This is a genomic window from Jeotgalibaca caeni (genome assembly GCF_028863945.1).
GTDB classification, from domain to species: Bacteria; Bacillota; Bacilli; order Lactobacillales; family Aerococcaceae; genus Jeotgalibaca; species Jeotgalibaca caeni.
This window is the reverse complement of the sequence record NZ_JARBEA010000009.1, coordinates 26,422-51,408: the sequence shown is the minus strand read 5'-3', so window position 1 is coordinate 51,408 and position 24,987 is coordinate 26,422. Positions and strand designations below refer to the sequence as shown.

The 24,987-nt window shown below is 43.5% G+C and carries 22 protein-coding genes and 1 tRNA gene; 15 read left to right on the top strand and 8 right to left on the bottom strand.

Annotated features, from left to right (window positions below; genetic code table 11):
* The first annotated feature begins 5 nt into the window (after nucleotides 1–5).
* The 6 genes from PVE40_RS03360 to PVE40_RS03335 all read left to right on the top strand — a co-directional run bounded on the left by PVE40_RS03360 (nucleotide 6) and on the right by PVE40_RS03335 (nucleotide 7,391).
* On the top strand, nucleotides 6–1,832 hold the full coding sequence (locus PVE40_RS03360; protein WP_274730462.1) for a DUF2194 domain-containing protein: 1,827 nt from the start codon (nucleotides 6–8) through the stop codon (nucleotides 1,830–1,832).
* A 16-nt stretch (nucleotides 1,833–1,848) separates the two neighbouring features.
* A complete protein-coding gene (gene pelF / locus PVE40_RS03355; RefSeq protein WP_274730461.1) occupies nucleotides 1,849–3,282 on the top strand; it encodes a GT4 family glycosyltransferase PelF in 1,434 nt (477 codons plus the stop codon).
* On the top strand, nucleotides 3,258–4,721 hold the full coding sequence (gene pelG, locus PVE40_RS03350) for an exopolysaccharide Pel transporter PelG (RefSeq protein WP_274730460.1): 1,464 nt from the start codon (nucleotides 3,258–3,260) through the stop codon (nucleotides 4,719–4,721). Before pelF ends, pelG begins: the two co-directional genes overlap by 25 nt.
* A 15-nt stretch (nucleotides 4,722–4,736) precedes the next feature.
* A complete protein-coding gene (locus PVE40_RS03345) occupies nucleotides 4,737–6,092 on the top strand; it encodes a DUF4832 domain-containing protein (RefSeq protein WP_274730459.1) in 1,356 nt (451 codons plus the stop codon).
* 78 nt (nucleotides 6,093–6,170) lie between these two features.
* Complete coding sequence (locus PVE40_RS03340) at nucleotides 6,171–6,629, top strand: 8-oxo-dGTP diphosphatase (protein WP_274730458.1); 459 nt, start codon at nucleotides 6,171–6,173, stop codon at nucleotides 6,627–6,629.
* A 168-nt stretch (nucleotides 6,630–6,797) separates the two neighbouring features.
* On the top strand, nucleotides 6,798–7,391 hold the full coding sequence (locus PVE40_RS03335) for a hypothetical protein (RefSeq protein WP_274730457.1): 594 nt from the start codon (nucleotides 6,798–6,800) through the stop codon (nucleotides 7,389–7,391).
* Nucleotides 7,392–7,452: 61 nt separating this feature from the next.
* Here PVE40_RS03335 and PVE40_RS03330 read toward each other — a convergent pair.
* A tRNA-Ser gene (locus PVE40_RS03330) sits at nucleotides 7,453–7,540 on the bottom strand.
* A 128-nt stretch (nucleotides 7,541–7,668) separates the two neighbouring features.
* Here PVE40_RS03330 and PVE40_RS03325 point away from each other — a divergent pair.
* The 6 genes from PVE40_RS03325 (at nucleotide 7,669) to PVE40_RS03300 (ending at nucleotide 15,001) form a co-directional block, all read left to right on the top strand.
* Nucleotides 7,669–9,366 (top strand): M3 family oligoendopeptidase, encoded by a 1,698-nt coding sequence (locus PVE40_RS03325; RefSeq protein WP_274730456.1) that lies wholly within the window; start codon nucleotides 7,669–7,671, stop codon nucleotides 9,364–9,366.
* Nucleotides 9,367–9,736: 370 nt separating this feature from the next.
* Nucleotides 9,737–10,507, top strand: coding sequence for an ABC transporter ATP-binding protein (locus PVE40_RS03320; RefSeq protein ID WP_274730455.1), 771 nt, complete (start codon nucleotides 9,737–9,739; stop codon nucleotides 10,505–10,507).
* The gene (locus PVE40_RS03315) at nucleotides 10,485–12,113 is read left to right on the top strand and encodes a hypothetical protein (protein ID WP_274730454.1); all 1,629 of its coding nucleotides are present in this window, start codon (nucleotides 10,485–10,487) and stop codon (nucleotides 12,111–12,113) included. The genes PVE40_RS03320 and PVE40_RS03315 overlap by 23 nt, the downstream gene beginning before the upstream one ends.
* Before the next feature lie 110 nt (nucleotides 12,114–12,223).
* Nucleotides 12,224–13,606: an MATE family efflux transporter gene (locus tag PVE40_RS03310; RefSeq protein ID WP_274730453.1), complete on the top strand. Its 1,383-nt coding sequence runs from the start codon at nucleotides 12,224–12,226 to the stop codon at nucleotides 13,604–13,606.
* Nucleotides 13,607–13,730: 124 nt separating this feature from the next.
* Nucleotides 13,731–14,213 (top strand): SixA phosphatase family protein, encoded by a 483-nt coding sequence (locus PVE40_RS03305; protein ID WP_274730452.1) that lies wholly within the window; start codon nucleotides 13,731–13,733, stop codon nucleotides 14,211–14,213.
* Nucleotides 14,214–14,218: 5 nt separating this feature from the next.
* Nucleotides 14,219–15,001: a CHAD domain-containing protein gene (locus PVE40_RS03300; protein ID WP_274730451.1), complete on the top strand. Its 783-nt coding sequence runs from the start codon at nucleotides 14,219–14,221 to the stop codon at nucleotides 14,999–15,001.
* Nucleotides 15,002–15,244: 243 nt separating this feature from the next.
* Here PVE40_RS03300 and ftsH read toward each other — a convergent pair whose 3' ends face one another.
* On the bottom strand, nucleotides 15,245–17,104 hold the full coding sequence (gene ftsH / locus PVE40_RS03295) for an ATP-dependent zinc metalloprotease FtsH (RefSeq protein WP_274730450.1): 1,860 nt from the start codon (nucleotides 17,102–17,104) through the stop codon (nucleotides 15,245–15,247).
* 137 nt (nucleotides 17,105–17,241) lie between these two features.
* Nucleotides 17,242–17,607: a YbaN family protein gene (locus PVE40_RS03290; RefSeq protein ID WP_274730449.1), complete on the bottom strand. Its 366-nt coding sequence runs from the start codon at nucleotides 17,605–17,607 to the stop codon at nucleotides 17,242–17,244.
* 124 nt (nucleotides 17,608–17,731) lie between these two features.
* Between PVE40_RS03290 and PVE40_RS03285 the strand changes: the two genes are divergently transcribed.
* Complete coding sequence (locus tag PVE40_RS03285; protein WP_274730448.1) at nucleotides 17,732–18,223, top strand: methylated-DNA--[protein]-cysteine S-methyltransferase; 492 nt, start codon at nucleotides 17,732–17,734, stop codon at nucleotides 18,221–18,223.
* 125 nt (nucleotides 18,224–18,348) lie between these two features.
* On the opposite strand, the gene PVE40_RS03280 is transcribed toward PVE40_RS03285, so the two are convergent.
* The 5 genes from PVE40_RS03280 to PVE40_RS03260 all read right to left on the bottom strand — a co-directional run bounded on the left by PVE40_RS03280 (nucleotide 18,349) and on the right by PVE40_RS03260 (nucleotide 22,962).
* Nucleotides 18,349–19,197, bottom strand: a complete 849-nt coding sequence (locus PVE40_RS03280) for a MetQ/NlpA family ABC transporter substrate-binding protein (protein WP_274730447.1) — start codon at nucleotides 19,195–19,197, stop codon at nucleotides 18,349–18,351.
* Between the two features lie 19 nt (nucleotides 19,198–19,216).
* Nucleotides 19,217–19,906, bottom strand: coding sequence for a methionine ABC transporter permease (locus PVE40_RS03275; RefSeq protein ID WP_274730446.1), 690 nt, complete (start codon nucleotides 19,904–19,906; stop codon nucleotides 19,217–19,219).
* Complete coding sequence (locus PVE40_RS03270; protein ID WP_274730445.1) at nucleotides 19,899–20,639, bottom strand: methionine ABC transporter ATP-binding protein; 741 nt, start codon at nucleotides 20,637–20,639, stop codon at nucleotides 19,899–19,901. Before PVE40_RS03270 ends, PVE40_RS03275 begins: the two co-directional genes overlap by 8 nt.
* Before the next feature lie 159 nt (nucleotides 20,640–20,798).
* A complete protein-coding gene (locus tag PVE40_RS03265) occupies nucleotides 20,799–21,476 on the bottom strand; it encodes a hypothetical protein (RefSeq protein ID WP_274730444.1) in 678 nt (225 codons plus the stop codon).
* A 1-nt stretch (nucleotide 21,477) separates the two neighbouring features.
* Nucleotides 21,478–22,962 (bottom strand): DUF1538 domain-containing protein, encoded by a 1,485-nt coding sequence (locus PVE40_RS03260; RefSeq protein ID WP_274730443.1) that lies wholly within the window; start codon nucleotides 22,960–22,962, stop codon nucleotides 21,478–21,480.
* A 168-nt stretch (nucleotides 22,963–23,130) separates the two neighbouring features.
* Here PVE40_RS03260 and PVE40_RS03255 point away from each other — a divergent pair, with 168 nt between their 5' ends.
* Together PVE40_RS03255 and PVE40_RS03250 are read left to right on the top strand one after the other, a co-directional pair.
* Complete coding sequence (locus PVE40_RS03255) at nucleotides 23,131–23,997, top strand: metallophosphoesterase (RefSeq protein WP_274730442.1); 867 nt, start codon at nucleotides 23,131–23,133, stop codon at nucleotides 23,995–23,997.
* An 85-nt stretch (nucleotides 23,998–24,082) separates the two neighbouring features.
* Nucleotides 24,083–24,946, top strand: a complete 864-nt coding sequence (locus PVE40_RS03250; RefSeq protein ID WP_274730441.1) for an aldo/keto reductase — start codon at nucleotides 24,083–24,085, stop codon at nucleotides 24,944–24,946.
* The last annotated feature ends 41 nt before the right edge of the window (nucleotides 24,947–24,987 follow it).

Genomic DNA, 24,987 nt, shown 5'->3' with positions numbered 1-24,987 from the left:
TATCTTTGAAACGAAGATTCGTTACCATGACTCACGCATTTGTGGGATTACTGATTTTGATTGCAGCTTTTGTGATGGTGGAACGGTTCGGGATTGTGGCAGGGGATCAAAAGTCTGCTATGGAAGAGTTGCCCCAAGCGTATCTTGCTAGTCAAATCGAGACAATCGGGCAGGAAAAGGAGAGTTTGCTGCTGGTTGATGAGAGTGAGGTCTCTCAGATTTATACCGAGCAAATCACGTACGTGTTGACGACCATGGATGTAGATTATGATGTCTACACGATTAAAGAAACAGACAGCGAACCATTCCCAGACTTGCAAGCGTACCAGACGGTGGTCTTGAGCAGTGTTCAAATGGATCACTTAATGAACCAAGGCGGGTTAGAGGAGATTATGGACTGGGTTCGTTTAGGTGGGCGTTTTCTAACGATTATTCCGAATGCCTATGCCAGGGCTATGAGTGAATATCAGGAAGAGTTTGGCCTCTTGTCATTTGAACCAGGTGAAATAACGGTGGAACAAATGGAGATTCAAACAGACTTCATGGTAGGGTCAAAAGGATTTCAATATGACCTGGAAGGCTTCTCTACGTATGCGATGAATGTAAAAATTGCCGAAGGTTCCACCGTACATATTATGCAAGAAAAAACGGATACGCCAATCGTTTGGGAAACGGAGCTAGGGGAGGGGCGAATCGTCGTCAACAATATTGACATGTTTGAAAAAACAACACGAGGCATGTTGGCAGCAGAATATAGTTTGTTGCTGGATGTTTTCGCCTACCCCGTTATTAATTCCTCGGTTTACTTCATTGATGATTTCCCCGCGCCTTTCCCAGAAGGGCACCACGAATCCATTAGTCGCTTCTACGACATGGATGTTCCCTCCTTCTTTGCCAATATTTGGTTACCCGATATTATGAAGATTTCTCGTGATTATGAGATTCCGTTTACCAATATGATGATCAATACGTACAAGAACAGTACAGCACCGCCTTATAATGAGCCGGTTGATAAGCACTTGTTTACCTTTTATGGCAACTTGCTCCTATCACTAGGCGGAGAGATTGGGTATCACGGCTACAATCATCAGCCGCTCGTCCTTGATGATTTTCCACTTGACCCTGCGCTGGGATATCAACCATGGGAATCGACCGATAACATGATGGAAGCAATGAATACCTTGGCTGAAAATACGAAATGGCTATTTCCTAACCAAGAAGTGAGCGTATATGTGCCGCCTTCTAACATTTTGTCGAGCGAAGCCCGCGAGCGCTTTACGACCGACTTGCCTGGTATTAAAACAATCTCTGGACTCTATGTAGTAACTGGAAATGAATACGAGCAAGAATTCACCGTTGCTCCAGATGGGATTGTCGAGCTGCCCCGTACCGTTTCGGGACTGGACCTTTCCATTTACGATCAGTGGCTAGGGCTTAACGAGCTGACGTTTCACTATGTCAATAGTATCTTTTTCCACCCAGATGATCTGCTGGATAAAGACCGTGGCGCCGATAAAGGATGGGAATATTTAAAGGAAAAGTTCCTCAGCTACTTGGATTGGCTCGAAGAAGCGGCCCCAGAATTACGTCATCAAAAGGCGAGCGATGCAGCCCGAGCTGTTCAACGATATCATGTGGTCGAGTTAAAACGAATCGAAGGTGAAAATGAGTTTCGGATGGAAATTGAGAATTTCTATGATCAATTTTATGGAATGGTCCGGATTAGAGAAGACAGAATTCAATCAGTGACGGGTGGGAAACTCACCTCCATTGGCGGCGAATTATATTTGCTGGAAGCAAGTGAGGCAACGGTCACGATTACGTTTGAATAGAAGGGGGCGAAACAAAGTGAGAATTTGTTTGATTTTAGAAGGATCCTACCCATATGTACGCGGTGGTGTCTCCACATGGGCCGACAGTTACATCAAGGCCATGCCGCAGCACGAATTTATTTTGTGGGTTATTGGAGCAAGTATAGAAAATCAAGGGAACTTTAAGTATGAATTGCCGGAAAATGTTATTGAAGTAAGGGAAGTATTTTTAGATCAGGCTTCAGCCAAGCCTCCAGGTCGAAGAAGGCGAAGAGAAAAACCACTTACGTTAGAAGAAATCGAAGCACATCAAGCGTTGTTCCATTTTGAATTTCCTGATTTAGCAAAATTGTCTCATGTATATGGAAGCAAAGGACGCCACGTACACCAATTTCTGACAAGCGAGGTGTTCCTGAAAGATATTTATCAGATGGTAGAAAAGGAATATCCGTTCATTCCAATGGCTGAGTTCTTCCATGCCATTCGGTCGATGTTTCTGCCAATCTTGCATATGTTCTCCGAGGAGATTCCAGAAGCGGATCTATATCATGCTGTGTCGACTGGATATGCCGGTCTACTCGGGTCGATTGCGACAGCGGTCAAGGAGAAGCCTTTTGTGTTAACGGAGCACGGCATCTACACACGTGAACGGGAAGAAGAAATTATCCGAGCTACATGGGTTTCCTCCTACTTCAAGCCACTCTGGATTCGTTTGTTCAACCTGCTGGCGCAAATTGCGTACCATGAAGCAGTTTCGGTAACGTCACTTTTCGTCCGCGCAGGAGAGATGCAAGCCGAACTCGGCAGTGAAACGAAGAAGTTGAAAGTGATTCGAAACGGGATTGATGTCGAACGCTTCGCTCTCGTTCCTCACAAGGAAGGAGACGGCAGCATAGACATTGGCGCCATCGTGCGGTTCCATCCGATCAAGGATATTAAGACCATGCTCTATGGGTTCTACGAGCTGAAACGTACCGTCCCGCAAGCCCGTTTTCATCTGTTGGGAGGGATTGACGATGAGAGGTATTACAATGAATGCAAAAACTTAATCAAGGCGTTGCAAATTACTGATGTAACCATTACGGGAAATGTAGATATCGTTCGCTACATGGAACATCTGGACTTTACAATTTTGACCAGTATTTCTGAAGGGCAACCTTTATCCGTTTTGGAGTCATTAGCTGCAGGACGGCCTTGTGTAACCACCGATGTCGGTTGCTGCCGCGAACTATTGGAAGGTTTCCCGGGAGATGAATATGGACGTGCTGGTTTTGTGATTCCACCGATGAATTCTGAACTGTTAGCCCAACGGATGGAGCAGCTCTGCCTGAACCCGGAACTACGTTTTCGGATGGGAGAAGTTGGCAAGCAACGCGTCCAGCACCATTACCGCCGTGATGAGATGATTCGTCACTATGAAACAAATTATGAGGAGGTGTTGGAACAATGGCAGGCATTGGCTTTGAACTAAAACGATTATTTGAAAAAGACGGGATTGCTGCTCGTATCCGCGCATATAGCTATGCCAGCTCCGTCATATCCGGGCCGATGATACTGGGGATCTTCCTGTTACTTGCGGTATTGAAGCTAGCAGAAATGGATGGTGCTCCTCTAGGAGAACGGGAAATGCTTCTGTCACTGCTGACCTATGGATTATTATTTTCTCTCATCACGTCCAGTGTTTTGTCCGTCATTTGCACCCGGTACGTAGCGGATGCCTTGTATTTAAAACGAAAGAATCTGGTACTCCCATCCTTTTATGGGAGTGCAGGGTTAGCCCTCCTCGTCGGCGGCCTCCTCTATGGAACCTTTTTACTATTTTCAGGAATTCCCTTTGCTTATCAAGTCCTTTCCTTTTTATTTTATATGACTGTATTGTTTGTTTGGATTGAAATGACGTACTTATCAGCGGTCAATGACTACAAAAATGTCATGGTGACCTTTGCGGCAGCGATTGGAATACTCATAGCAGTAGGGTTTGTCCTTACTCGTTTTACGAAACTTGATACGACGGTCGCGCTGCTTGGAGCGGCGTGGGCAGCATATGGAGTCATGGGTATTCGCTACTACGCGTTGCTGCTGGAATACTTTTCGCCGAGCAAACATTCCCCTTTCCATTTCTTGCGCTGGATTGAGCACCATCCGTTATTGTTTTTCTTAGGAATGCTCATCCCGGTTGGATTGTACGGGCACCTCTTCATCATGTGGTTTAGCCCGCTACAAGTAACGGTCATGGGTTGGTTTCGTGGGGCGCCAACCTATGACGTTTCAGCTTTAGTCGCCATTTTATCGACCTTGATCACGTCCATTAGTTTTGTCATTTCGGTAGAAGTTCGGTTTTATCCCGAGTATCGCCGATACTTCTCCTTATTGAACGATGGTGGAACGATTACAGACATTGCCTATCAAGAAAAGAAAATGCTTCGGGTTCTGCATGACGAGTTAGAAGCCTTGCTCGTCAAACAAGTGATTGCGACCATTTTTTTCATTACCATCGGGACGGTTATTCTGGACAACATGGCGCTGGGGTTTACCGGTGATATGTTGGGCATTTTCCGTATTCTTTGTATCGGGTATGCCTTGTATGCAATTGGGAATAGCACGATGTTAATCCTCTTGTATTTTGAGGACCATCTGGGAGCTTTCTGTGGAGCAGTCGTGTTGGCGGTAAGCACGAATGTATGTACGTTCATTAGTAAAGGGTGGGAGAGTAGTTACTACGGAATGGGGTTCCTTTTGGGAGCTGGACTCTTCTGCTTATTTGTTTACTGGCGTTTGAACTGGTACACGAAAAATTTGATTTATCACGTAATCGCCCAACAGCCGCTACAGGAAATCGAGCGGCATGGAGTAATGGTTCAGTTCGCCGACAGAATGGAACGGTTACGCCAGACGAAGAAGCATGACTAAGGGGAGGAGAGAGCTATGAAGAAAGGAACAAGGATCGTAGCTGCTCTCCTCCTGCTTGTCCTTATCCTGATGGTAGCGGAGTGGAATGAGATGTCCTTACTGAATAAACAAATTACCAAAACATTTGAAATGACCGAGCAAAAGGTATCAAGTCCATTGACGGGATTCGCTCCAGATGCAAGAAATCAATCGAACGAGCTGGAACATGAACTGGTTTATGTAGATGTGACGTTTCGAGAACTATGGCCGGAGAAAGACCGCTTTGATTTTTTGACTATTGAACAAGAAAATCACTTGTCTTATTGGCGAGCAGCAGGGAAGCATGTCGTTTTTCGGTTTATAAGTGATTACCCGATGCCAGATGAACATATGGATATCCCGGATTGGTTATATGAAGAGACAGGCGGGGACGGTGACTTCTATGATCATGCGTATGGCAAAGGATACTCACCCAATTACAGTAATCCGACGTTCATTGCCTATCATGCCGAAGCCATAAAGGAACTGGGAGAGCGGTATGGAAAAGATTCTTTTTTCAGTTATGTGCAACTAGGTAGTCTAGGTCATTGGGGAGAGTGGCATACGTATCTAGAAGGCGGGGTCCGTCCATTACCGAAAGCAGATCTCCGGCGTCAGTACGTATTGCCTTATGTGGACGCCTTTCCTTTGGCGAAATTGGTGATGCGCCGACCGTTTGAGATTGCGGAGGAGTGGGACATGGGTGTCTACAACGATATGGCCGGACATCCCCAAGCAACCAAAGAGTGGTTGGACTGGATGGAGAACGGCGGTGTCTACCAGCAAACTGGAGAAGAAGCCTTGGTGCCCATGGAAGACGCCTGGAAAACAGCTCCGATTGGCGGAGAATTCACGAGTGATATTCCAATGGGTACGATGCTTGGTGTAAATCAAGCACAGACGGTTCAGTTGATTCGCGATTCTCATACCACCTTTCTCGGACCAAACATACCAGCTGTGGAAGCAGAGGCGATCTCACGTGTAATGGGTTATCGGATTGGAATCACCAAGTTCAGTCTCGTTCAACCATTTATGGGTCATTCGACGAAGGTGAAGATAGAGTTTGAAAATAACGGAGTGGCACCGATGTATTGGAATTGGCCGGTTTCGTTATATGGGTATGACAAAAATCAAGAGTTGCTGTTTGAGGTTCCGCTCTATGTACAACTGACGAAGATTTTGCCAGGCAAGAAAATAAAAACCGTTACTGAATTACCGCGCCATGTGCTACTCGATGAGGCGGCTTCCTTATACATCGGTATTGAAGACCCGATGACACAACAACCAGCAGTGCCGCTTGTTTCCAATCAAGAGAGGAACGATTATTTGTATTTATTGTATGAATGGGAATAACAAAAAAGAAAAGTTCATTGTGTAAAAACAAGACTGCCTATGATACAGTTAAGAAAATGAATCGAATGGAGCAGTCAAATGGCGAGAAATGAATTAGCAGTTTTCACCAATATGTGCATGGTTTATGATGATGAAGGAAATGTTCTGGTTCAAGAAAGAAGCAGTGAAGATTGGCCGGGAATTACGTTTCCGGGTGGTCATGTAGAAAAAGGGGAATCCTTTGTAGAGGCAGTGAAGCGAGAAGTTTGGGAAGAAACAGGCTTAACGATTGAACGACCGGTCTTATGTGGCATGAAGCAATTTCAAGATGAAAATGATGCGCGTTACATGGTCTTTTTCTATAAAACGAATCAGTATCATGGCGAGCTCCGTTCTTCCTCTGAAGGAGAAGTCTTTTGGGTAAAGCGAGAAGAATTAATGACGTATCCTTTAGCAGATGATTTCGAGAAAATGCTAGAGGTCATGGAAACGGAAGAGTTAAGTGAATTCTACTATTATCATTCTGAAGAAAAAGAATGGGAATTGAAGTTGTTGTAAGAAGCGGGACGCCGCCTATCGATGCGTCTTCTTTTTTTAATAGAAAAATGACAGATTGCATAAAATAGCTTATAATAGAATTAAGGAAAACGGTTACATAATAGAGAGGGGGATTCCAATCCATGATACAGGCAATGATCATCTGTTTTTTTGATAGGGGGAGCCATCATGAAAAACTTACTAACAAGCGGTATGTTTATTGGAATTGTTCTAGCTGGCAGCAACTTGTCTGGAAGCCACGTGAACGGATTGTTTGCAGGATCACCCATCCATGTACCGATGTATGTCGAACAAGAAGTCTGGGAATCTGTTGAGTATGAAGAGGCTGTATTAATAGAAGAACCAGTCGCTGAATTTATCCCTGAAGAACCAATATTGGAGGAAGTCACAGAAGTTGTAGAAACAGAAGAACTTGTGGAAGACGTAGAAACGGTAGAAATAGTAGAAACAGAGGAACTCACTTACGATCAGCTTCACCAGCGTGATGTCGGCGAAGTCGAAGAAGTCATCCCAACAGAAATCTCTCAAACATGGTATGTATCTGAAACAGCCGCAAGCGGATTGGCGTTCATTCTGGAAGCGTATGACCTTCCGGCTTACTCGTTTATCATCGAAAGTACCCCGTCCAATTATGTATACCAATACGATTTCTATGCAGATTCACCTGAAGGGGATCATACGAACTTGGTTGGTATGTACCAATATGATGCGACAGGAAATCAAACCTTCCGCTTCGATTTAGAAACAGGTAGTTGGGAATAAAAAGTTAAAATAAAAATCACGAGGTTGGGATTGTTGTCCCACTCTCGTGATTTTTTAAGTACGGAGAATAGGGGATTTGAACCCCTGCACGCCTTACGACGCCTACCGCATTTCGAGTGCGGCCTCTTCAGCCTCTTGAGTAATTCTCCGTTTTTTATCATATCACTTTTTCCATGCGTTGATAAGTGCTTTCCGAATTTTTTTCGAGAATGTGTCTTTTATTTCTATACATTTGGTATACTATGTTATAGAACAACTCAGAAAAGGTGGCTGACAAATGAAGTTTACAGAATATGAATACAAACGTCCCGATTTTTCTTCTTATAAGTTGGCAGCACAACAAGCAATTGAAAAATTAAAGATGGCGAAAGACGATGACGAAGCAATCGCTGCCGTTACGGTCATGAAAAATTTGATGGTAGAAACAGAGAAACAATCTCAAATCGCCTATGTACGACATAGCATCAATACGAATGATTCCTTCTATGAGGGAGAGAATGATTATTGGAACGAATATGGTCCTTTGTATGAGGAATTATATAATGAATACTATCACGCTCTACTCGGTTCACCGTTTCGTGTTGAATTAGAGTTGGTATTAACCAAACAATACTTCAAAATGGCAGAATACCGCCTAAAAACGTTCAGCCCTGAAGCCATTTCCTTGTTGCAACAAGAAAATGAGTTAGGCAGCAAATATGATAAATTAATTGCCAGCGCGAAGATTGAATTTGACGGGAAAGTGTTGAACCTTTCTCAATTAGGACCCTACCAACAATCTACAGACCGCAGTGTACGAAAGGCTGCTTCAGAAGCGTACTTCCGCTTTTTCCAAGAAAAAGAAGCAGAGATTGATACAATCTATGACCAATTGGTAAAAGTACGCGATCAAATTGCCAAAACATTAGGCTTCAAAGATTTTGTGGAGCTCGGTTATTTGCGGATGGAACGCTATGACTATAACCGTGAGATGGTACAAACCTTCCGGAAGCAAGTGTTGGAAGAAGTAGTGCCGGTTACGAATAAACTATATGAACGCCAAGCAAAACGCATCAATGTGGAAAAACTCCATTACTATGACTTAAATCTGGATTTCTTGGATGGGAATGCTACACCAAAAGGCGATCCAGCTTATATTATGGAAATGGGCAAGAAAATGTATCATGAATTGTCACCGGAAACGGCTCACTTCATTGATTATATGTATGACCATGAGTTGCTTGACTTGGAAACCAAAGAAGGAAAGGCAAGTGGCGGATATTGTACCTTTATTCCTGAATACGACTCTCCCTTTATCTTTGCTAACTTCAATGGAACGAGCGGAGACATTGATGTATTGACACATGAAGCGGGTCACGCCTTCCAAGTGTTCCAATCACGTTGGATTCCGCAGCCAGAAATTGTCTTCCCAACCAGTGAAAGTGCAGAGATTCATTCGATGAGCATGGAGTTCTTCACCTACCCGTGGATGGAATTATTCTTCAAAGAAGAAACAGAAAAATACAAGTTTACTCATTTATCAGGAGCCTTGCAGTTCTTGCCGTATGGAGTGCTGGTGGATCACTATCAACACGAAGTATATGAGAATCCTTGGATGACCCCAGCAGAGCGGAAGGCAACTTGGCGCAAACTGGAAAAAATGTATAACCCCCACAAAGATTTTAGTGAGAATGAATTCTTAGACCAAGGAACATTGTGGTTCCGCCAAGGACATATTTTCACGACGCCATTCTACTATATTGACTACGCCTTGGCTCAAGTGTGTGCGTTCCAATTCTGGAAACGGGCCATCCATGACCAAGACATGGAAGCATGGCAAGACTACATAGCCATTTGTGAAGTAGGCGGCACAAAGAGTTTCCTAGAACTCGTTGACATTGCGAACTTGAAGTCACCTTTCGAGGAAGGTTCACTAACAGAAATCGTACAGGCGATTGATGAAGTATTGTCGGCAGTTGACGACACCCGGTTATAATAGAGAATAGAGTGTAATGGCTCGATCGAGTAAGCGCAGGAGAGCAGAGCTCAGCCTGCGCTTATTTGATGATGTTTTCAAAGGAGGAAGGAACAGTGTATTCAATTTTATTAGTGGATGATGAACGTTCGTTACGTGAATCCATCAGCGAGCTGGTTCATTGTGGTCATGATTGTAGTGTTAGGAGTCATCTTGATTACCGGTATAATCTAGTCAAAAAATGTGAATAGCCTCAGTTGATCCATAAAACTTGTTTAGGGATCAACTGGGGTTATTTTTATGAAAACAGGATAGAAACTGCTTATTTTTGGTTTCAACTCCTCGGTTTAACGGTACAATAGAGGTAGTTATTTAAGAAGGGAGTACGACAATGATTGAATTCAAACGCGTTTCGAAAAATTATGGAGAAAAGAAAGCCTTAAAGGAAGTCAGCTTTACCATCCAGCCTGGAGAAATCTTTGGTCTGATTGGTCATAATGGTGCTGGGAAATCAACAACCATTAAGTCTCTAGTAAGCATTATTGAACCGACCGAAGGAGAAATTTGGATTGACGGGGAGCGGCTCGAAGAGAATCGTCTAGCAATGAAGAAGAAAATGGGCTATGTACCTGATTCGCCCGACATGTTCCTTCGCCTTACTGCGGCGGAATATTGGAATTTGATTGCGGTCGCTTATGAAATTTCGGCAGAGTCAAAGCAGAAGCAACTGGAATCGTTGACGACGTTATTTGATATGACAGAACATCAAAATGAAGTAATAGCTTCCTTTTCTCACGGAATGCGTCAGAAGACGTTTGTTATCGGTGCGCTGCTGCCGAATCCGAAAATCTGGGTATTAGATGAACCGATGACCGGTCTTGATCCACAAGCTTCTTATGACTTAAAGGAATTAATGAAGCAACACGCAGCGGAAGGAAACATTGTCCTCTTCTCCACCCACGTTTTGGAAGTGGCCCAGCAGTTGTGCAACCACATCGCCATTTTGAAAAAAGGGGAGGTACTCTATGACGGCACCATTCAAGACCTTCTCGAGCAAAACGAAAATGAATCGTTGGAAGAAACGTATTTGAAATTGGCAGGTCGTCAAGATGAGAAGGTACGAAGGGAGGAGAGCGACGATGCGTTGGAAACAGCTGACTGAACTGATAAAGGTTAACTTGCTGTATGCCAATCCGCAACTGTTGGAGAAGAAACGGAATCAACAGGCTGATGGAAGAAGTTCCTTCCTCTCTGCACCAATGTCGATGATTATGCAGAGTGTCTTGATTCTTGTTTTATTCAGCTTCATCTATGGACTCATGTTGATTGGTTTTGACTTTACCGTTTATCCTGGTTATTTTACCTTCTATACCCTCATTTTTATTTTGATGACCATGCTCCAAGGGTTCTATATTATTTATAACTTGCTTTATGAGAGTAAGGATTTAATTTATTATTTGCCATTGCCCTTTAAGAATAGTGAAGTCTTCTTGGCGAAACTGGTTGTCATTGTCATTACGCTTATTCCCTATTTGGCTCCTACGTATGCTGTTTTCTTTAACTTAGGCCAAGATGTAGGTCGGCCTTTATTAGGGAATATCCTTTTATCTTTCCTAGTATTTCTAATCGTAACGTTGTTTGTCTTTTTGTTTTCGATTGGAGTGGTCCACCTGATTAGCCGCATCTCCTTATTCCAAACACACAAAAAAGTAATGACTACGGTTTTGTATAGTATCTCGAGTATGGGGTTGGTGGCAGTTATCTTTTTGCTAACGTATTCTGATACACCAAACACATACGGCCAAGTTTTGCCGGATAACCGGGTCATTCCTTTCTTACATTATTTGCATGCTTTTATCAGTGATCCTATGAGTCAGAGTGGATTAATTGGGATCGGTGCGTGGGTACTTGCAGTAGCAGTATTAATTATACTAGTCTACAAGTTTATTCTTCCAGGAATTTATGAAGATTCCGAACAGAACCGTTCAAGTGAGCACACCGTTTTACGTAAAAAAGGACAAGCCAGCCGACAACCGCTCTCCATGAGAAAGACGTTATTGAAATATAACTTCGGCTTGATTCAAGATGGAACCTTGATGATGCAGTACTTGAGCTCTAACGTCGTCTTTCCTGTTTTGTTGATTGTACCTCTCTTAACCGGCGAAGGATTTTCATTCATGAATTTATCTGCGGAGTCGTGGTGGGGCTTGATTTTCTTTATCGGCTATTTATATGCCTACATGACCTTGAACGCAATTTCAATTGTCGGGGTAATCATTTCCTTAGACCGAGAAAATTATGATTACATCAAATCGCTGCCGTTTTCGATGAAATACTATTTACAAACCAAGTTCTGGTTTGCCTTTGCCTTGGAGTTGATCTTGCCTCTCATCATTGCTTTAGCCATGATGCTCTATATCCAATTGCCATGGTTGCTCATTTTATGCTTTTTAGCAGGAGTGGGAATTGGGATTTATGGATTGAGTGAGTATTACTTTGTGCGGGATCACCGCTTGTTAAATGTGGAATGGCAGAATTTAACGGAACTGTATAATCGTGGTGGAGGAAACATCGTCCAAGCGATGAGAATTTTTGGCGTCCTCATTGTCGGAACTTTGATTGTTTTGTTAGTCGTTTCATTGATGTCGAACCTTTCTGCCATTGGCAAACTGATTTTTTCTATCATTCTAGTAACGGCTCCAACCATGTTTACCGTCATTCGTTCGAAAAACTACCGCAAGACATTCTGGCAGTCGTTTGAAATATAACGAAATTGATTCATTCTATCAAAATCTGTTTGTTTGAAAATTACCCAATATAGCGTATAATGGAAAATAGATTTTGAAAAAATGAATACAGAAAGAATGTGGAAATAAAAATGTCAGAGGGCATAAGGAAAAAGAAATTTAATTTCAAAAATCCTGTCTATAACGATATCATGAATATCGCTTGGCCAGTCTTGATTGAACTGATTCTAAGCTCTGTTTTCGGGATGATTGATATGATGATGCTAGGAAATATAGCGGACGCCGACTATGCCGCAGCAGCGGTGGCTTCTGTTGGGGTGACCAACCAACCCTTATTTCTAGGCCTCGCCGTCGTTCAGGCACTTAACGTAGGTGGGACAGCAATTATTGCACGCTACTTCGGTGCTGGGAAAAAAGATCAGATGGAAAACGTGACGAAGCATGTATTGATTATCAGTATGACGCTCGCTCTTCCTATTGCACTTTTTGGATTTATTTATGCAGAACAAATTATGGCCTTTATGGGAGCAGAACCTGGGACCGTTGCGATAGGGAAAGATTATTTCCGTATCATTTGTGTGAGTTATTTGTTCCAGTCCTTTAACTTCGGGGTAACCGGATCATTACGCGGTATCGGGGAAACAAAAGTACCAATGAGCATCAATATTCGTGTGAACTTCTTGAATGTTCTTGGGAATGCGATTTTAATTTATGGATTGTTTGGTTTACCGCAATTAGGTGTGGTAGGAGCGGCCATTTCGACTGCTACTGCGAACTCTGTCGCAAGTATTTTGATGATTCGTTACCTCATGTCTGGAAAGAGCGACCTACGTTTCTCGTTCAAGAATAAGTTCAGCTTTTCTAGAAGAACGCTGAAGAATTTAGTTCAAATCGGCCTTCCTTCAGCTATGGAACAGTTGGTGATGCGAGCAGGAATCATTATGTTCGTTCAAGTTGTTTCTGGACTCGGAACCGTCATCTTCGCAGCGCACCAAATTGGAATGAATATATTATCTCTGTCATTTGTGATTGGTCAATCCTTTGGTATCTCCGCTTCTGCTTTAGTGGGACGGGCGTTAGGAGCCAGAAATCCAGATATGGCAGAAAAGTATGCCCACCACTCTTCGATGTTAGGAAGTATGGCGGGGACAGGATTAGGAATCTTTATGTTCCTCTTTGCGGAAGTGCTGGTTGGGCTCTACTCCAACGATCCGGCGATAATTGAGAATGCTTCAACTGCGCTTCGACTTGCCGCAATTATTCAACCTTTCCAAGCGAACCAACTGATTGTTGCCGGATCCTTGCGTGGAGCAGGGGACACCCGCTTCCCACTTGTTTCTACGTTCATCGGGGTTTTGGGAATTCGTGTCGTTCTAGCGACCGTCTTTATCCGCGTGTTTGCTTTTGGTCTGATTGGGGCATGGATTGCCATCGTCATCGACCAATTCGTTCGCTGGATCTTGATTCGATTCCGTTTCCGTTCCGGAAAATGGAAGTACCATCAAATTGCTTAATAATAGAGTAATCTAAAAAGACGACTTCGGTCGTCTTTTTTTGTATCACTCTGTTCGGGTTTCCAAATACAACATGTTATACTAAAAACAAGAAAACGCAACCATACGAGAAGGAGGAAGCGAGATGATCGGGGAATTGATATTGGTTCGTCATGGAAAGGCAGAAGATAAAGATGCCCATCCATCAGACTTTGACCGCAAGTTAACCGCAAAAGGGGTGGATGAATTCACTGCTTTCATGGAAGTCCTCGTTCCTTTACTGGAGGATAAGGAAGGATTGAAAGTGTGGACAAGTCCACTTGTGCGAGCAAAAGAGACGGCTGCCATTTTGACAGAAGCAGTCCAAATAGCAGAAGCAGAAGAGAAAGAATTTTTAGCTAATGGTGACATCCAGGAACTATTACAAGAACTGAAGGCAGAAGAAGACGGGTTTGCGATCGCGTGTGTCGGCCACGAACCCTTTATGAGTTTATGGGCGAAGGAACTGACCGGTGCTCATGTCCCTTTTCCTAAAGGTGGCGTAATGACTATTGTATTTGATGACAAAAACAGTGCAAATGGAAAATTGGATTGGAAATTAGCTCCGAAAGAAGCAAAAAAGTGGTGAATAAAATGGAGAAGAGTAAACAAATTGTATGGAATCGATTGGGTGAACTACGGCGTGCCTACCGCAATTACCAAAATAATCCCTACGTTCCAGAAACGGCGCACCAATTACGTGTCCAAACGCGCAAGTTACGTGCGCTGTTAAACTTTGTAAAAAAAGAACTTGGGGAAGAAACGTATGCGAATTTGAATGGCTTGCTACGCGAGACCGCTCAGAAGTACGAACCGGTACGAGAATTGGATGTTTTATTAGAAGTTTGCGGTGAGATTGCTTTGGAACAGCCGGAACAAAGCCTTCATTACCGAGAATTGTTCCGATATCTGGACAAGGAACGCCGAAAGGAAATGCGCCGAACGTTTAATGTTCAGAATGTTCGTTTGATTGAATCAACGTTCGATACCCTCCAGCAATATCTAGAACACTGGCAGCCAGAGGAAGGTTGGGAGAAGAAACTGGGCAATCGTCTGGAGAAACGGATGAAGAAGCTACAGAAGCGAATGGATCAACTGGACTTAGAAGACTATCAAAGTGTGCATAAAACAAGAATTCAGGCGAAAAAAGCACGGTATGTAGCAGACGACTTTGGCGAGTTGTTGACCAAGAAAGCGAAAAAGATTCGCAAAGAAGCCGAAGCCATTCAGGATCAATTAGGTCGCTACACAGATCTGCATGTGAACATAGGCTTATTAGAGGGATATGCTGATCAGGTGGAAGTGGAAAACGTAAAGGAACTTCTGCATCTAATGATTGAGCAGCAAAAGGAACGCAAACAGAATTTCGAAGTGTAAGAAAGTTTTTTTATTCGAAAAGTTCTCTATCGTTGCGATAGCATACGCGAACGAGCTCCTAACAGAACGGTAACTCCTTTATCGTTGCGATAGAGCGCTCAGCTGAAACCCTATCGCTGCGGTAACCCTTTTATCGTTGTGATAGAAAACGCAAACTGAATCCTATCGCAACGATAATCACAGAGGACAAAAAAATACTCTCACTCTCCTAATCAATCAGGAGAGTGAGAGCACTTTTCAATCTTAATCTTCTAGAATCTTCATAAACTCTTCGCCAGTAATGGTTTCTTCGACGAGGAGATAATGCGCAAGTTCGTGCAATTTATTGAGGTTATCGCTGATGATTTCGCCTGCTTTTTGGTGAGCGGATTGAATCAATTCCATCACTTCTTGATCGACGCGTTCTGCAGTGCCTGGTGCTACATTCAAGGAAGTGTCACCGCCTAAGTATTGATTGGTCTGCGTTTCAATCTGCATCATCCCGAATGTGTCACTCATCCCGTAACGTGTAATCATGGCGCGAGCAATTTTCGTCATCTGCTCAATATCATTGGAGGCACCAGTAGATTTACTGCCATAGATGATTTCCTCAGCTACACGTCCACCCGCTAATGTTACCAACTTGTTATAAAGTTCCGTTTTGCTGATAAGGAATTTTTCGCCTTCCTCAATTTGCATCGTATATCCAAGCGCTCCAGATGTCCGCGGTACAATGGTGATCTTGTGTACCGGAGCGGAATCCAGCTGCTTCGCTGCTACTAATGCGTGCCCAATTTCATGGTAGGCAACAATTTCTTTCTCTTTCGGAGAAATGACTGCGCTCTTTCTTTGGTAACCGGCAATGACCGTTTCCACAGATTCTTCTAAATCAGTTTGGGAAACTTGCTGGCGGCCTTCACGAACAGCGCGCAAGGCTCCTTCGTTTACAATATTCGCTAACTCAGCTCCAGAAGCACCGCTCGTTGCGCGGGCGATTGTATTGTAGTCGATATCGTTTGCCATGATATAATTTTTCGCATGTACACGTAAAATGTCTTCGCGTCCACGTAAGTCCGGCAATTCAACCGGCACACGGCGGTCAAAACGACCAGGGCGTAAGAGTGCGGCGTCCAATGATTCCGGACGGTTGGTAGCTGCCAAAATGACAACCCCTTTATTGCTTTCGAATCCATCCATCTCTGCCAATAATTGATTCAAAGTTTGCTCGCGTTCATCGTTACCACTGAATCCAGCGCCATCTCGCTTTTTCCCGATGGTATCAATCTCATCGATAAAAACAATACAAGGAGCTTTTTCATTTGCTTGCTTGAACAAGTCGCGTACTTTCGCAGCACCGCGTCCGACAAACATCTCGACAAATTCTGAACCTGAAATGCTGAAGAACGGAACATCCGCTTCCCCGGCAACGGCCTGTGCCAATAAGGTTTTCCCTGTTCCAGGAGGTCCCACCAACAAGACCCCTTTTGGATTCTTGGCTCCGATCGCTTGATATTTACTTGGATCGTGCAGGTAATCGACTACTTCGCTCAATGCTTCTTTCGCTTCGTCTTGTCCTGCTACTTGAGCGAACGTTTTGGAGTCGCCTGTTTTTGCGTATACTTTCGCTTTGGAATCACCAAAGGAAAGAGGGCTGTTGCCGCCACCCATTCGTTTCGACATCCGGCGTGCCAAGAAGCTGCCCAATGCCCAGAAAATAAGCAATGGGAAAATCCATGACATCAAGAAGTAAAGGATAGGGGAGGCTTCGGTAGGGATTTCCTTTGCAAAAACGACATCCGCCTCCGTCAAGCGGTTCACCAAATCAGGATCATCCACCACACCGGTATTATAAATCTGGCGATTTCCATCTTCATCGGATGCCACGAAGGTGATTTCATTTTGCTCCATCACAACCTCACTGACGTCGCCGCCTTCTACTTCGGTGAGAAACTCACTGTACGGTACTTCAATTACGCTGCGCTTTTCAATCGAAGGGACTAACAACGTATTTCCCAACACCACCAATATAAAAATGATGAAAAAATAGAACAATGCAGGTTTTCGGTTCTGCGGACTATTATTGAAATTTAGATTTCGTTTATTCTTTTGATCATTTTCACTCATTCGATCGCTCCTTTGTCATTTGACACTCTATTAGTCAGTATAGAACAAAAGTGTGAAAAAATAGTGAATTATCTCTTAATGAATTTAAAAAGCAACCACCTTTCCTGAAACGGAGAAGGTGATTGCCTCATAAATATCTATTTGGTAGAACTCGGAATAACGAAAAATAAATAGAGCGTAATGCCAACCGTCAACAAACTGAGGAAAACTTTGACAGGCAGCAGAGGAGCAAAATAAATGGAAATGCTCATGAGCACTAGAATGTTTAGCCAGATTTTCCATTTACGATTTTTGGCGATGGTCTTTGTTTCCAAATAGTCGGCTACGTATGCTTGATAAATTTTTGTATCTCTCAACCATACCTCAAACTTTTCAGACCCTTGAGCAAAACAGACAGCACTGAGCAATAGGAAAGGGGTAGTTGGTAGTACGGGAAGTAAAACCCCGATAGAACCAATGCCGAAGGACAAGAAACCAACTGTAACGTAAAAGATATTTTTCACAAGAAATCCTTCTTTCGTTGCTAAACTTTATATAGTTTACTATATAAAATAAGATTTGTCGATCCCATCTTCCCTTGACGCATGCCCGGCAAAGAATTAAGATGAAGCAAAAGGAGGCGACGAGATGTACTACCAAGTAGTAGACACACCGATTGGCCCATATGTAATTGTGGAAAATGGAGCAGGGATATCCGTTGTCGAACATCTGAAGTCCGAAGTAGACTCTGTTCGAAAAGCCGAATTGACTCAAATGAAGGAAATCGAAACACCGTTACTAAAAACAGCAAAAAAACAATTGCTCGAATATTTCCAAGGTCAACGTACTGAATTTGACTTGCCACTTTCGACGAAAGGAACCCCCTTTCAGGAAATTGTCTGGCAGGCATTGCGAGAAATTCCTTATGGAGAGGTACGTTCTTATAAACAGTTAGCAATCGCTATCGGTAATCCGAAAGCCGTTCGAGCAGTCGGTATGGCCAATAACCGCAATCCGATTTCCGTTGTAACCCCATGCCACCGGGTAATCGGCAGTAATGGTGCCTTGGTGGGGTATGGCGGCGGACTGGCAGTGAAAGAATATTTGTTGAACCTAGAGGCACATGCGATTACTTTTTAAATAGACAAAAGAAGCGGCCCAGGATTCCCTGAGCCGCTTCTAGTGTGAAGGAACAAGAATAACAAGTATTCATTTGTACCGCATTCGATTATAGCAGAGATGGAAGCAAATAACTACTGCTGATTTTACTCGCTCACTTCAAAGGCAGGTTCTAGATGTCCAATCTCCGATAATTCATCTAGATAATCATGCACTTCTTTGGAAGTGAATGCTTCAAGCAGAGCCTTGATTTCAGGAGAATCTTGATTGTCTTCTCGTGCAATAACTTGTAGGGCAAATGTATAGCTGTCGTCATTTTCTAACAGCAAAGCATCTTCTGTTTTCAAACCGATTTTGTCGATATAGGTTGGGTAGTTGAATACCAAAGGAACACCGTCTTCATAGGCACTGGTTAAGTTCAACAAGTCGATGTGTGTAAAGGTAAGGTTGTGTGGGTTATCGATAATATCATCCACTGTTACTGCAAACGCGCTAACTTCTGGATCCACCGTCAACACCCCATGGGAGTCAAGCACTAGTAACGCACGAGCTTCATTGGTACCGTCACTTGGGATGGCAACTTCTGCTCCGTCTTCAATATCTTCAATTGAATCGTAGACAGGAGAGTAGAACCCGACGATTGGGTTATAGATGGTTTGAAGTGCAACAAGATTGCCATCACGCTCTTCATTGAACTGCTCCATGAAGGGTTCGTGCTGCGCAAAGTTGGCATCAACTTCCTCGTTTAACAAGGCTTCATTGTATTGAATATTATCAGAAACTTCTACCAGTTCAATCGTATAAGGTTCTGCAATGACATCGCCTGCTAGTTCGACAATATCAGTCATTGGCGGCAAATGGGAAGCAACTTTAATGACGATTTCTTCTTGTTCTACCACTTCATCTGTTGAAGCATCAGAAGAACCTGGATTTTCTGATGCACAACCTGCCAATAACAATGCCAATCCACTAAAAACCAAACCTTTTTTCCACATGGATAAATCTCTCCTTTAATTATGATCGTTTGTCAAAGCGTCTTGCGATTCGTAGCCCTAGCCACTGAGCCAGTTCCACGAATAAAATAATTACCACAATTGCGGTGTACATAATATCTGTTTCATAACGTTGGTAGCCGTAACGGATAGCGAAGTCCCCGATTCCACCACCACCAACGACTCCCATCATGGTCGAGTAAGAAATAAAACTTACAAACGCAGTCGTGAAGCCAATGATTAATGAACTGCGTGCCTCTACATACAAAAACTTCCATACTAATTGCGGAACGGTCGCGCCCATCGACTGCGCAGTTTCCAAAACACCTCTTGAGATATCCAGTAAAGACTGTTCCACAAAGCGAGCATATAAAGCAATGGCGATGACCATTACCGGAAATGACGCCGCAATCGGATCTCCAGTGGCTCGTCCATAAACGGCTCGAATGGCTGGCTGCAAGGCAATCACTAATAAGAGGAAGGGGAAGGAACGAATAATATTTACGAAAACATTCACCAACCGATTCCAGAAGCGGTGCTCCAACGGCTTGCCGGGACTGGTTAAGAAGATGATAGTACCCAATGGCAGTCCAATCAAAATGGCAGCAACCGTAGCGAAAAGCATCATGATTCCTGTTTCCTGCAAGCTTTCTAATAAACGCGGCAAATACTCAACCACCCGTTCGAGATAGAGCGTAAGTGTATTACTCATAAGTCAATACCTCCAGCGCTTGTTGGTGATACGATTTGATTGGATCTTCGTTTCTTTTCGTTTGTTTGACCGCAATCGTATCTAGCAATGTACCATTTTCTAAAATGGCTGCCCGTTCACATAACGCTTTAATGACTTCTAATTCATGCGTAACAATGACAACGGTCATCTCGAATTTTTCATGGGCTTGTTTCAGTAGTTTCACAATATCCTGCGTGGTCCGATGGTCGAGCGCTGAAGTTGGTTCATCACACAACAAGATGGAAGGGCGAGTGATTAAAGCGCGAGCGATTCCAACACGTTGTTGCTGCCCGCCAGACAGTTGGGCAGGGTAATGATTCCGCTTATCGGTTAAACCAACAAATGCCAGAATTTGATCCATTGGGATACTTTCTGGATAAGCGTGAAGTTCAAGCGGCAAACGAATATTTTCTTCCACTGTTTTGTTGCTTAGCAAGTTAAATTGTTGGAAAATCATTCCAATATTTTTTTGGTACAGTCTTAATTGCTGTTTACTCATTTCATGAATGTTCATTCCATTCACGATTACATGACCCACATCCGGCGTTTCCAGGGCATTGATAAATCGAAGCAAGGTCGATTTTCCCGCACCACTTTCACCAATGACTCCAAAAATTTCATTTTGCTGAATCGTCAAATCAACTTGATGTACTGCGTTAAAAATGCCGTTTTGTCCGGTATATTGTTTGGAAACTTGCTTTAATTCAATCAAACGGACCCTCCCCTTTAACAAACATGCATAAGCGTTTTCTTTCCTTTTCCACTATATCATTTCAAAAGTAGGAAAGCAATTCTGAATGAGTACAGTTAAAATAAACTGTATCTCTAAAGTAAAAAAAGAAGCTGGGAAATCCCAGCCTCTTCCTAAACCTTATTTTTTCTTTTGATAAATTCCGCGAACATGATGAGCATCCATACTGAATAGAATGCCGGAATCACGGTCTTGATAATTAATATTAGTGGTTAATGTTTCCTCAACTTGGTCAGCAATCGCTTTGTCGACTAAGTTTAATACGATATCTCTTTCAGAATTAATTTCAATTCCGAATACTTTTGTCACCGTTTCAGCGAAGGCGCCTAGACCATGAAGAATGGTCCCGCCAGATGCCCCAATGGAGCGAACTGCATCGACAACATCATCGCCCACACCGTTCGGAACAATCGAGAAGAACAGTTCATGGGTTGCATCTTCAATTGGATCCGTCTCATGCAAGTCGAAGCGTTGCCCCTGTGTTCCTAAAATATTAGAAAGAGGGACGGAGAAGATAATTCCTTTATTCGGTTCATTCAACTTGAATGTTTCATTTAAGTGATCAATCGCATCATTCGTAAACATCCGATCACTGACCATGAACAAAACTTCTTTTCGGACTTCCATTAAACCAAGTTTTCGCAATAACCCACTACTTACCGTACCGTGTGCAAGGGTGATGGTGCCTCCTGTAACTCCCTGTTTCTTTGCTTCTTCCAAAACGCGACTGGCTTTGCCAATATTTACGATTGTGACGATTAAGTCAAAATAGCGTTTGTTAATTGGTTGCTCACTCAAATTAGAGATCCTCCTTTTTCGCTCTGCGTTGATAAATGCCACCCAAAATTTGTAAAGAAAGAATAGGCATCATTGCGACCATCGCAATCATTCCAAAACCTTCCAATAAAACATTTGCATGAGGGGTAATTTCTGCAACCCCTTGAATAAAGGCAAGAATGAACGTAGCGGTCATCGGACCAGAGGCAACGCCCCCTGCATCAAAAGCCATCCCAACGAATAAGTTCGGAACCCGAAATGCGAGTGCGAGGGCAATAATATAGCCGGGAACAAGATAGTGCCATAATTCGATAGCGGGTACGAGTACGCGTACAACGGAAAGGAAAACAGCCAAACCTACCCCAACCGAGAGGAAAGTGAGGACAACGCCACGTTTTACGGAGCCGTTTGTCACAGCTTCAATCTGATGGGTGAGCACGTAAACCGCCGGCTCTGCAAGAATCACTACGAGACCGAGTAACAATCCAATAAAGAGAACCGGTATTTTATTTTCCATACCGCCGACCAGCATGCCGATTTGTCGTCCGACATTCAAGAATCCTGCGTTTACACCGGTTAAGAATAACACAAGCCCAACATACAAGTAAATGGTTCCAAGAAAGATTCGTTTCATTTCTCGAGCGTGCATTTTCACCTTTGCAAAGAAGAGATGATAAACAACAAAAATAGAAAGAATCGGTGCAATGGAGATGATGGTTTCCCAAGCTAGGTGGGGCAGAGTCTCGACGAATGGAGTAACCCAACTCGTATAATTGTTCGCATCAACCGTTAATGTCCCCGAAATGTCACTGTTTCCCGTAAACAAACCGAGAATCAAAACCCCCAAAATAGCCCCACTTGAAGCAATTCCCACTAAACCGAAGCTGTCGATTTCAGCGGATTTGGAATCATGGTTCAAGGAAGCGACCCCCATTGCGAGAGCGAGCATGAATGGAACGGTCAGTGCACCGGTCGTTGAACCAGATGCATCGAAGGCGATGGCAAACAAATCATTTGAGCTGAATATAGCAATCAAGAAGATGAGAGCATAAACAACGGTAAATAGTTTCTTGAGCGGATAACGATAAACAACCCGAAATAGTCCAGCTGTCATCATGAAGGCAATTCCGACTGAAACGACGACGAGCATCAAACTACTAGGAATCGCACCTTCCGTTACTTCGCTAACTTGGTTAGCTAAGATAATAAGGTCAGGTTCGGCAATGGAGATGAAAAAACCGAGCATCAATCCCATGACCAGCACGAATCGAAGACTGTTGCTTCGAGCGATCTCTTTCCCCAGATAGTTCCCAATCGGTGTAATCCCAATGTCCACACCAAACAGGAAAATCGAAAGGCCTAAAATGATAAGAAAAGCTCCGAATAAGAAACGTGGAAACTCGACACCTGGTAAGGGTGCAATGGTAAAATGGAGAATCACCACAAGCAAGGTAATGGGAAGCGTAGCTTGAAGGACCTCTTTTACTTTATCTAGAAATATTTCCATAGATGAACTCCTTTCATTGAGTATTGTAATGTTAAAATAAATTTATGGATATAAAAAGTATAACATACGAAAGAAGAGAAACCCACGGGAAAAGTTGGCGAATTTTAGCAAGAAGCCGTAAAATAAACCTAAGACAAAGTGAGAAGCAAACGTAGGAGTGATGGACAAGTGAGTGTAACGGATAAAGTAATGAAAACTGTAGCAGCGGCCGGAGGGGTAGCTACCTACCTGTATTTACAAAATACTTGGATTCAAGAAACAGAATACGACTTGGTAGTGCCGAACTTAGCAAGGGAAAATGATGGGTTGAAGATTGCACACCTTTCTGACTTGCATATGCCGAATACAAAAATTAACCTAGATCAATTAGTAAAAGCTGTAAAAGAAGCGGCACCAGACCTTGTTTTTCTGACAGGGGACCAAGTGGATGCAGGGAATGCCTTTCATCTAGAAGAGTCGGTTTCCTTTTTAAGTAAATTACGGCATATTGCGCCGACCTATGCGGTGAATGGCAATCATGACATCAATTCGCCAAACAAGAGTGACTTGGTGGCTCTTTATCGCCGTTCTGGCATTACCTTTTTGGAAAACGACGCGTACTCCCTATTACTGCCTGGGAGAAAGGCGCTGGTTGTAATGGGATTAGCGGAAGCGGGCCGGTTAATGAAATCACAAACGAGACAACCACTGCGGAATATCGCATTGCGTCCTGACTGGGCTGGGCAAACCCGTTTGTTGCTGGCCCATCATCCAGAAGACTTTGAAAAATTCCATACAGATCCAACGATTGCGCCGGATGTTACCTTTTCTGGACATGCGCATGGTGGTCAAATTCGAATTCCAGGAATCGGTGGGTTGTTTGCGCCGGGGCAAGGAAGAATGCCAGCTCATACGAGCGGGGTCTTTGCTTATCGAAATGACCATTCTAAAAAATTGGTGATCAGCAGAGGTTTGGGGCCTTCCCAATTCCCATTCCGCATCAACAACCGTCCAGAACTCGTCCTTGTGACCTTGCACCATTCTAGCGCGGAATAAGAAACGTGGAAACGCAACCACTTCCTTTGTCAGCCATGCTTAAAACAGGTAGAATGAAGGAAATAGCAAAAGGGGTGTTTTAGAAATGGTGAAAAGCTCATTAGATCGTTTGCCGCTGAATGATGGATATACAATTCCCGTCATTGGTTATGGAACCTCCGGAATTAAGAATGAAGAAGCAGAAGAGCTGGTCTTCAAGGCGATCATGCGTGGATTCCGCCTGATTGATACAGCTAGCTGGTACAGGAACGAAGAAGGGGTTGGGCGCGGGATTCAGAAGGCTATCAATGCCGGTATTTCTCGTGAAGACATCTTTGTCGTTTCAAAAGCATGGAAGGATGAAATGGGATACGAACAGACCATGGATGCCTTTCAACGTAGCGAAGCTCGGCTGGGTCTCGACTATATGGACTTGTACTTAATCCATTGGCCGCACGAAGCAGAAGGAAAGAATGTGGATACCTGGCGTGCTCTGGAAGAACTGAAGGAATCGGGCCGTGTGCGCAGCATCGGTGTTTCAAACTTTAACCGCGGTGAATTGAATGAGCTATTAAAAGAAGGGCGGATTCGTCCAGCCGTTAACCAAATCCCTGTCAGTCCCGGCAATATGAATGCAGATTTAGATGAATTTTGCAGCAGTAAGAATATGGTTATCATGGCATACAGTCCGTTAGGTGCTGGGAAGGTCCATAAAGATAAGAAGTTAATGACAATTGGGAATAAGTATGACAAAACACCTGCTCAAATAGCCTTGAAATGGTGCATCGATCGTGAAGTCGTACCGATTCCCAAAACAAGCCATGACGAGCGGATGAAAGAAAATCTAGAAATTTTTGATTTTGAATTAAGCGACGAAGATATGGACACCATAAACAACATGGGCCAGAAGCTAGCGGCGAAGCGTTCTTCTGATACGAACAAAAATAAACGCCACGGCTCAAGAAGATAGATCATACCAGAAGCGAGGCGAGAGTTCGAACTCCGCCTCAT

Excerpts from the sequence above, each read along its gene's own strand:
- PVE40_RS03315 (WP_274730454.1), top strand. The coding sequence starts at position 10,485 with ATGCGTTGGAAACAGCTGACTGAACTGATAAAGGTTAACTTGCTGTAT.
- PVE40_RS03260 (WP_274730443.1), bottom strand. The coding sequence starts at position 22,962 with ATGGAAATATTTCTAGATAAAGTAAAAGAGGTCCTTCAAGCTACGCTT.
- PVE40_RS03280 (WP_274730447.1), bottom strand. The coding sequence starts at position 19,197 with ATGTGGAAAAAAGGTTTGGTTTTTAGTGGATTGGCATTGTTATTGGCA.
- PVE40_RS03300 (WP_274730451.1), top strand. The coding sequence starts at position 14,219 with ATGGAGAAGAGTAAACAAATTGTATGGAATCGATTGGGTGAACTACGG.
- PVE40_RS03335 (WP_274730457.1), top strand. The coding sequence starts at position 6,798 with ATGAAAAACTTACTAACAAGCGGTATGTTTATTGGAATTGTTCTAGCT.
- PVE40_RS03345 (WP_274730459.1), top strand. The coding sequence starts at position 4,737 with ATGAAGAAAGGAACAAGGATCGTAGCTGCTCTCCTCCTGCTTGTCCTT.
- PVE40_RS03275 (WP_274730446.1), bottom strand. The coding sequence starts at position 19,906 with ATGAGTAATACACTTACGCTCTATCTCGAACGGGTGGTTGAGTATTTG.
- PVE40_RS03305 (WP_274730452.1), top strand. The coding sequence starts at position 13,731 with ATGATCGGGGAATTGATATTGGTTCGTCATGGAAAGGCAGAAGATAAA.
- pelG (WP_274730460.1), top strand. The coding sequence starts at position 3,258 with ATGGCAGGCATTGGCTTTGAACTAAAACGATTATTTGAAAAAGACGGG.
- PVE40_RS03310 (WP_274730453.1), top strand. The coding sequence starts at position 12,224 with ATGTCAGAGGGCATAAGGAAAAAGAAATTTAATTTCAAAAATCCTGTC.
- PVE40_RS03285 (WP_274730448.1), top strand. The coding sequence starts at position 17,732 with ATGTACTACCAAGTAGTAGACACACCGATTGGCCCATATGTAATTGTG.
- ftsH (WP_274730450.1), bottom strand. The coding sequence starts at position 17,104 with ATGAGTGAAAATGATCAAAAGAATAAACGAAATCTAAATTTCAATAAT.
- PVE40_RS03340 (WP_274730458.1), top strand. The coding sequence starts at position 6,171 with ATGGCGAGAAATGAATTAGCAGTTTTCACCAATATGTGCATGGTTTAT.
- PVE40_RS03250 (WP_274730441.1), top strand. The coding sequence starts at position 24,083 with ATGGTGAAAAGCTCATTAGATCGTTTGCCGCTGAATGATGGATATACA.
- PVE40_RS03325 (WP_274730456.1), top strand. The coding sequence starts at position 7,669 with ATGAAGTTTACAGAATATGAATACAAACGTCCCGATTTTTCTTCTTAT.
- PVE40_RS03320 (WP_274730455.1), top strand. The coding sequence starts at position 9,737 with ATGATTGAATTCAAACGCGTTTCGAAAAATTATGGAGAAAAGAAAGCC.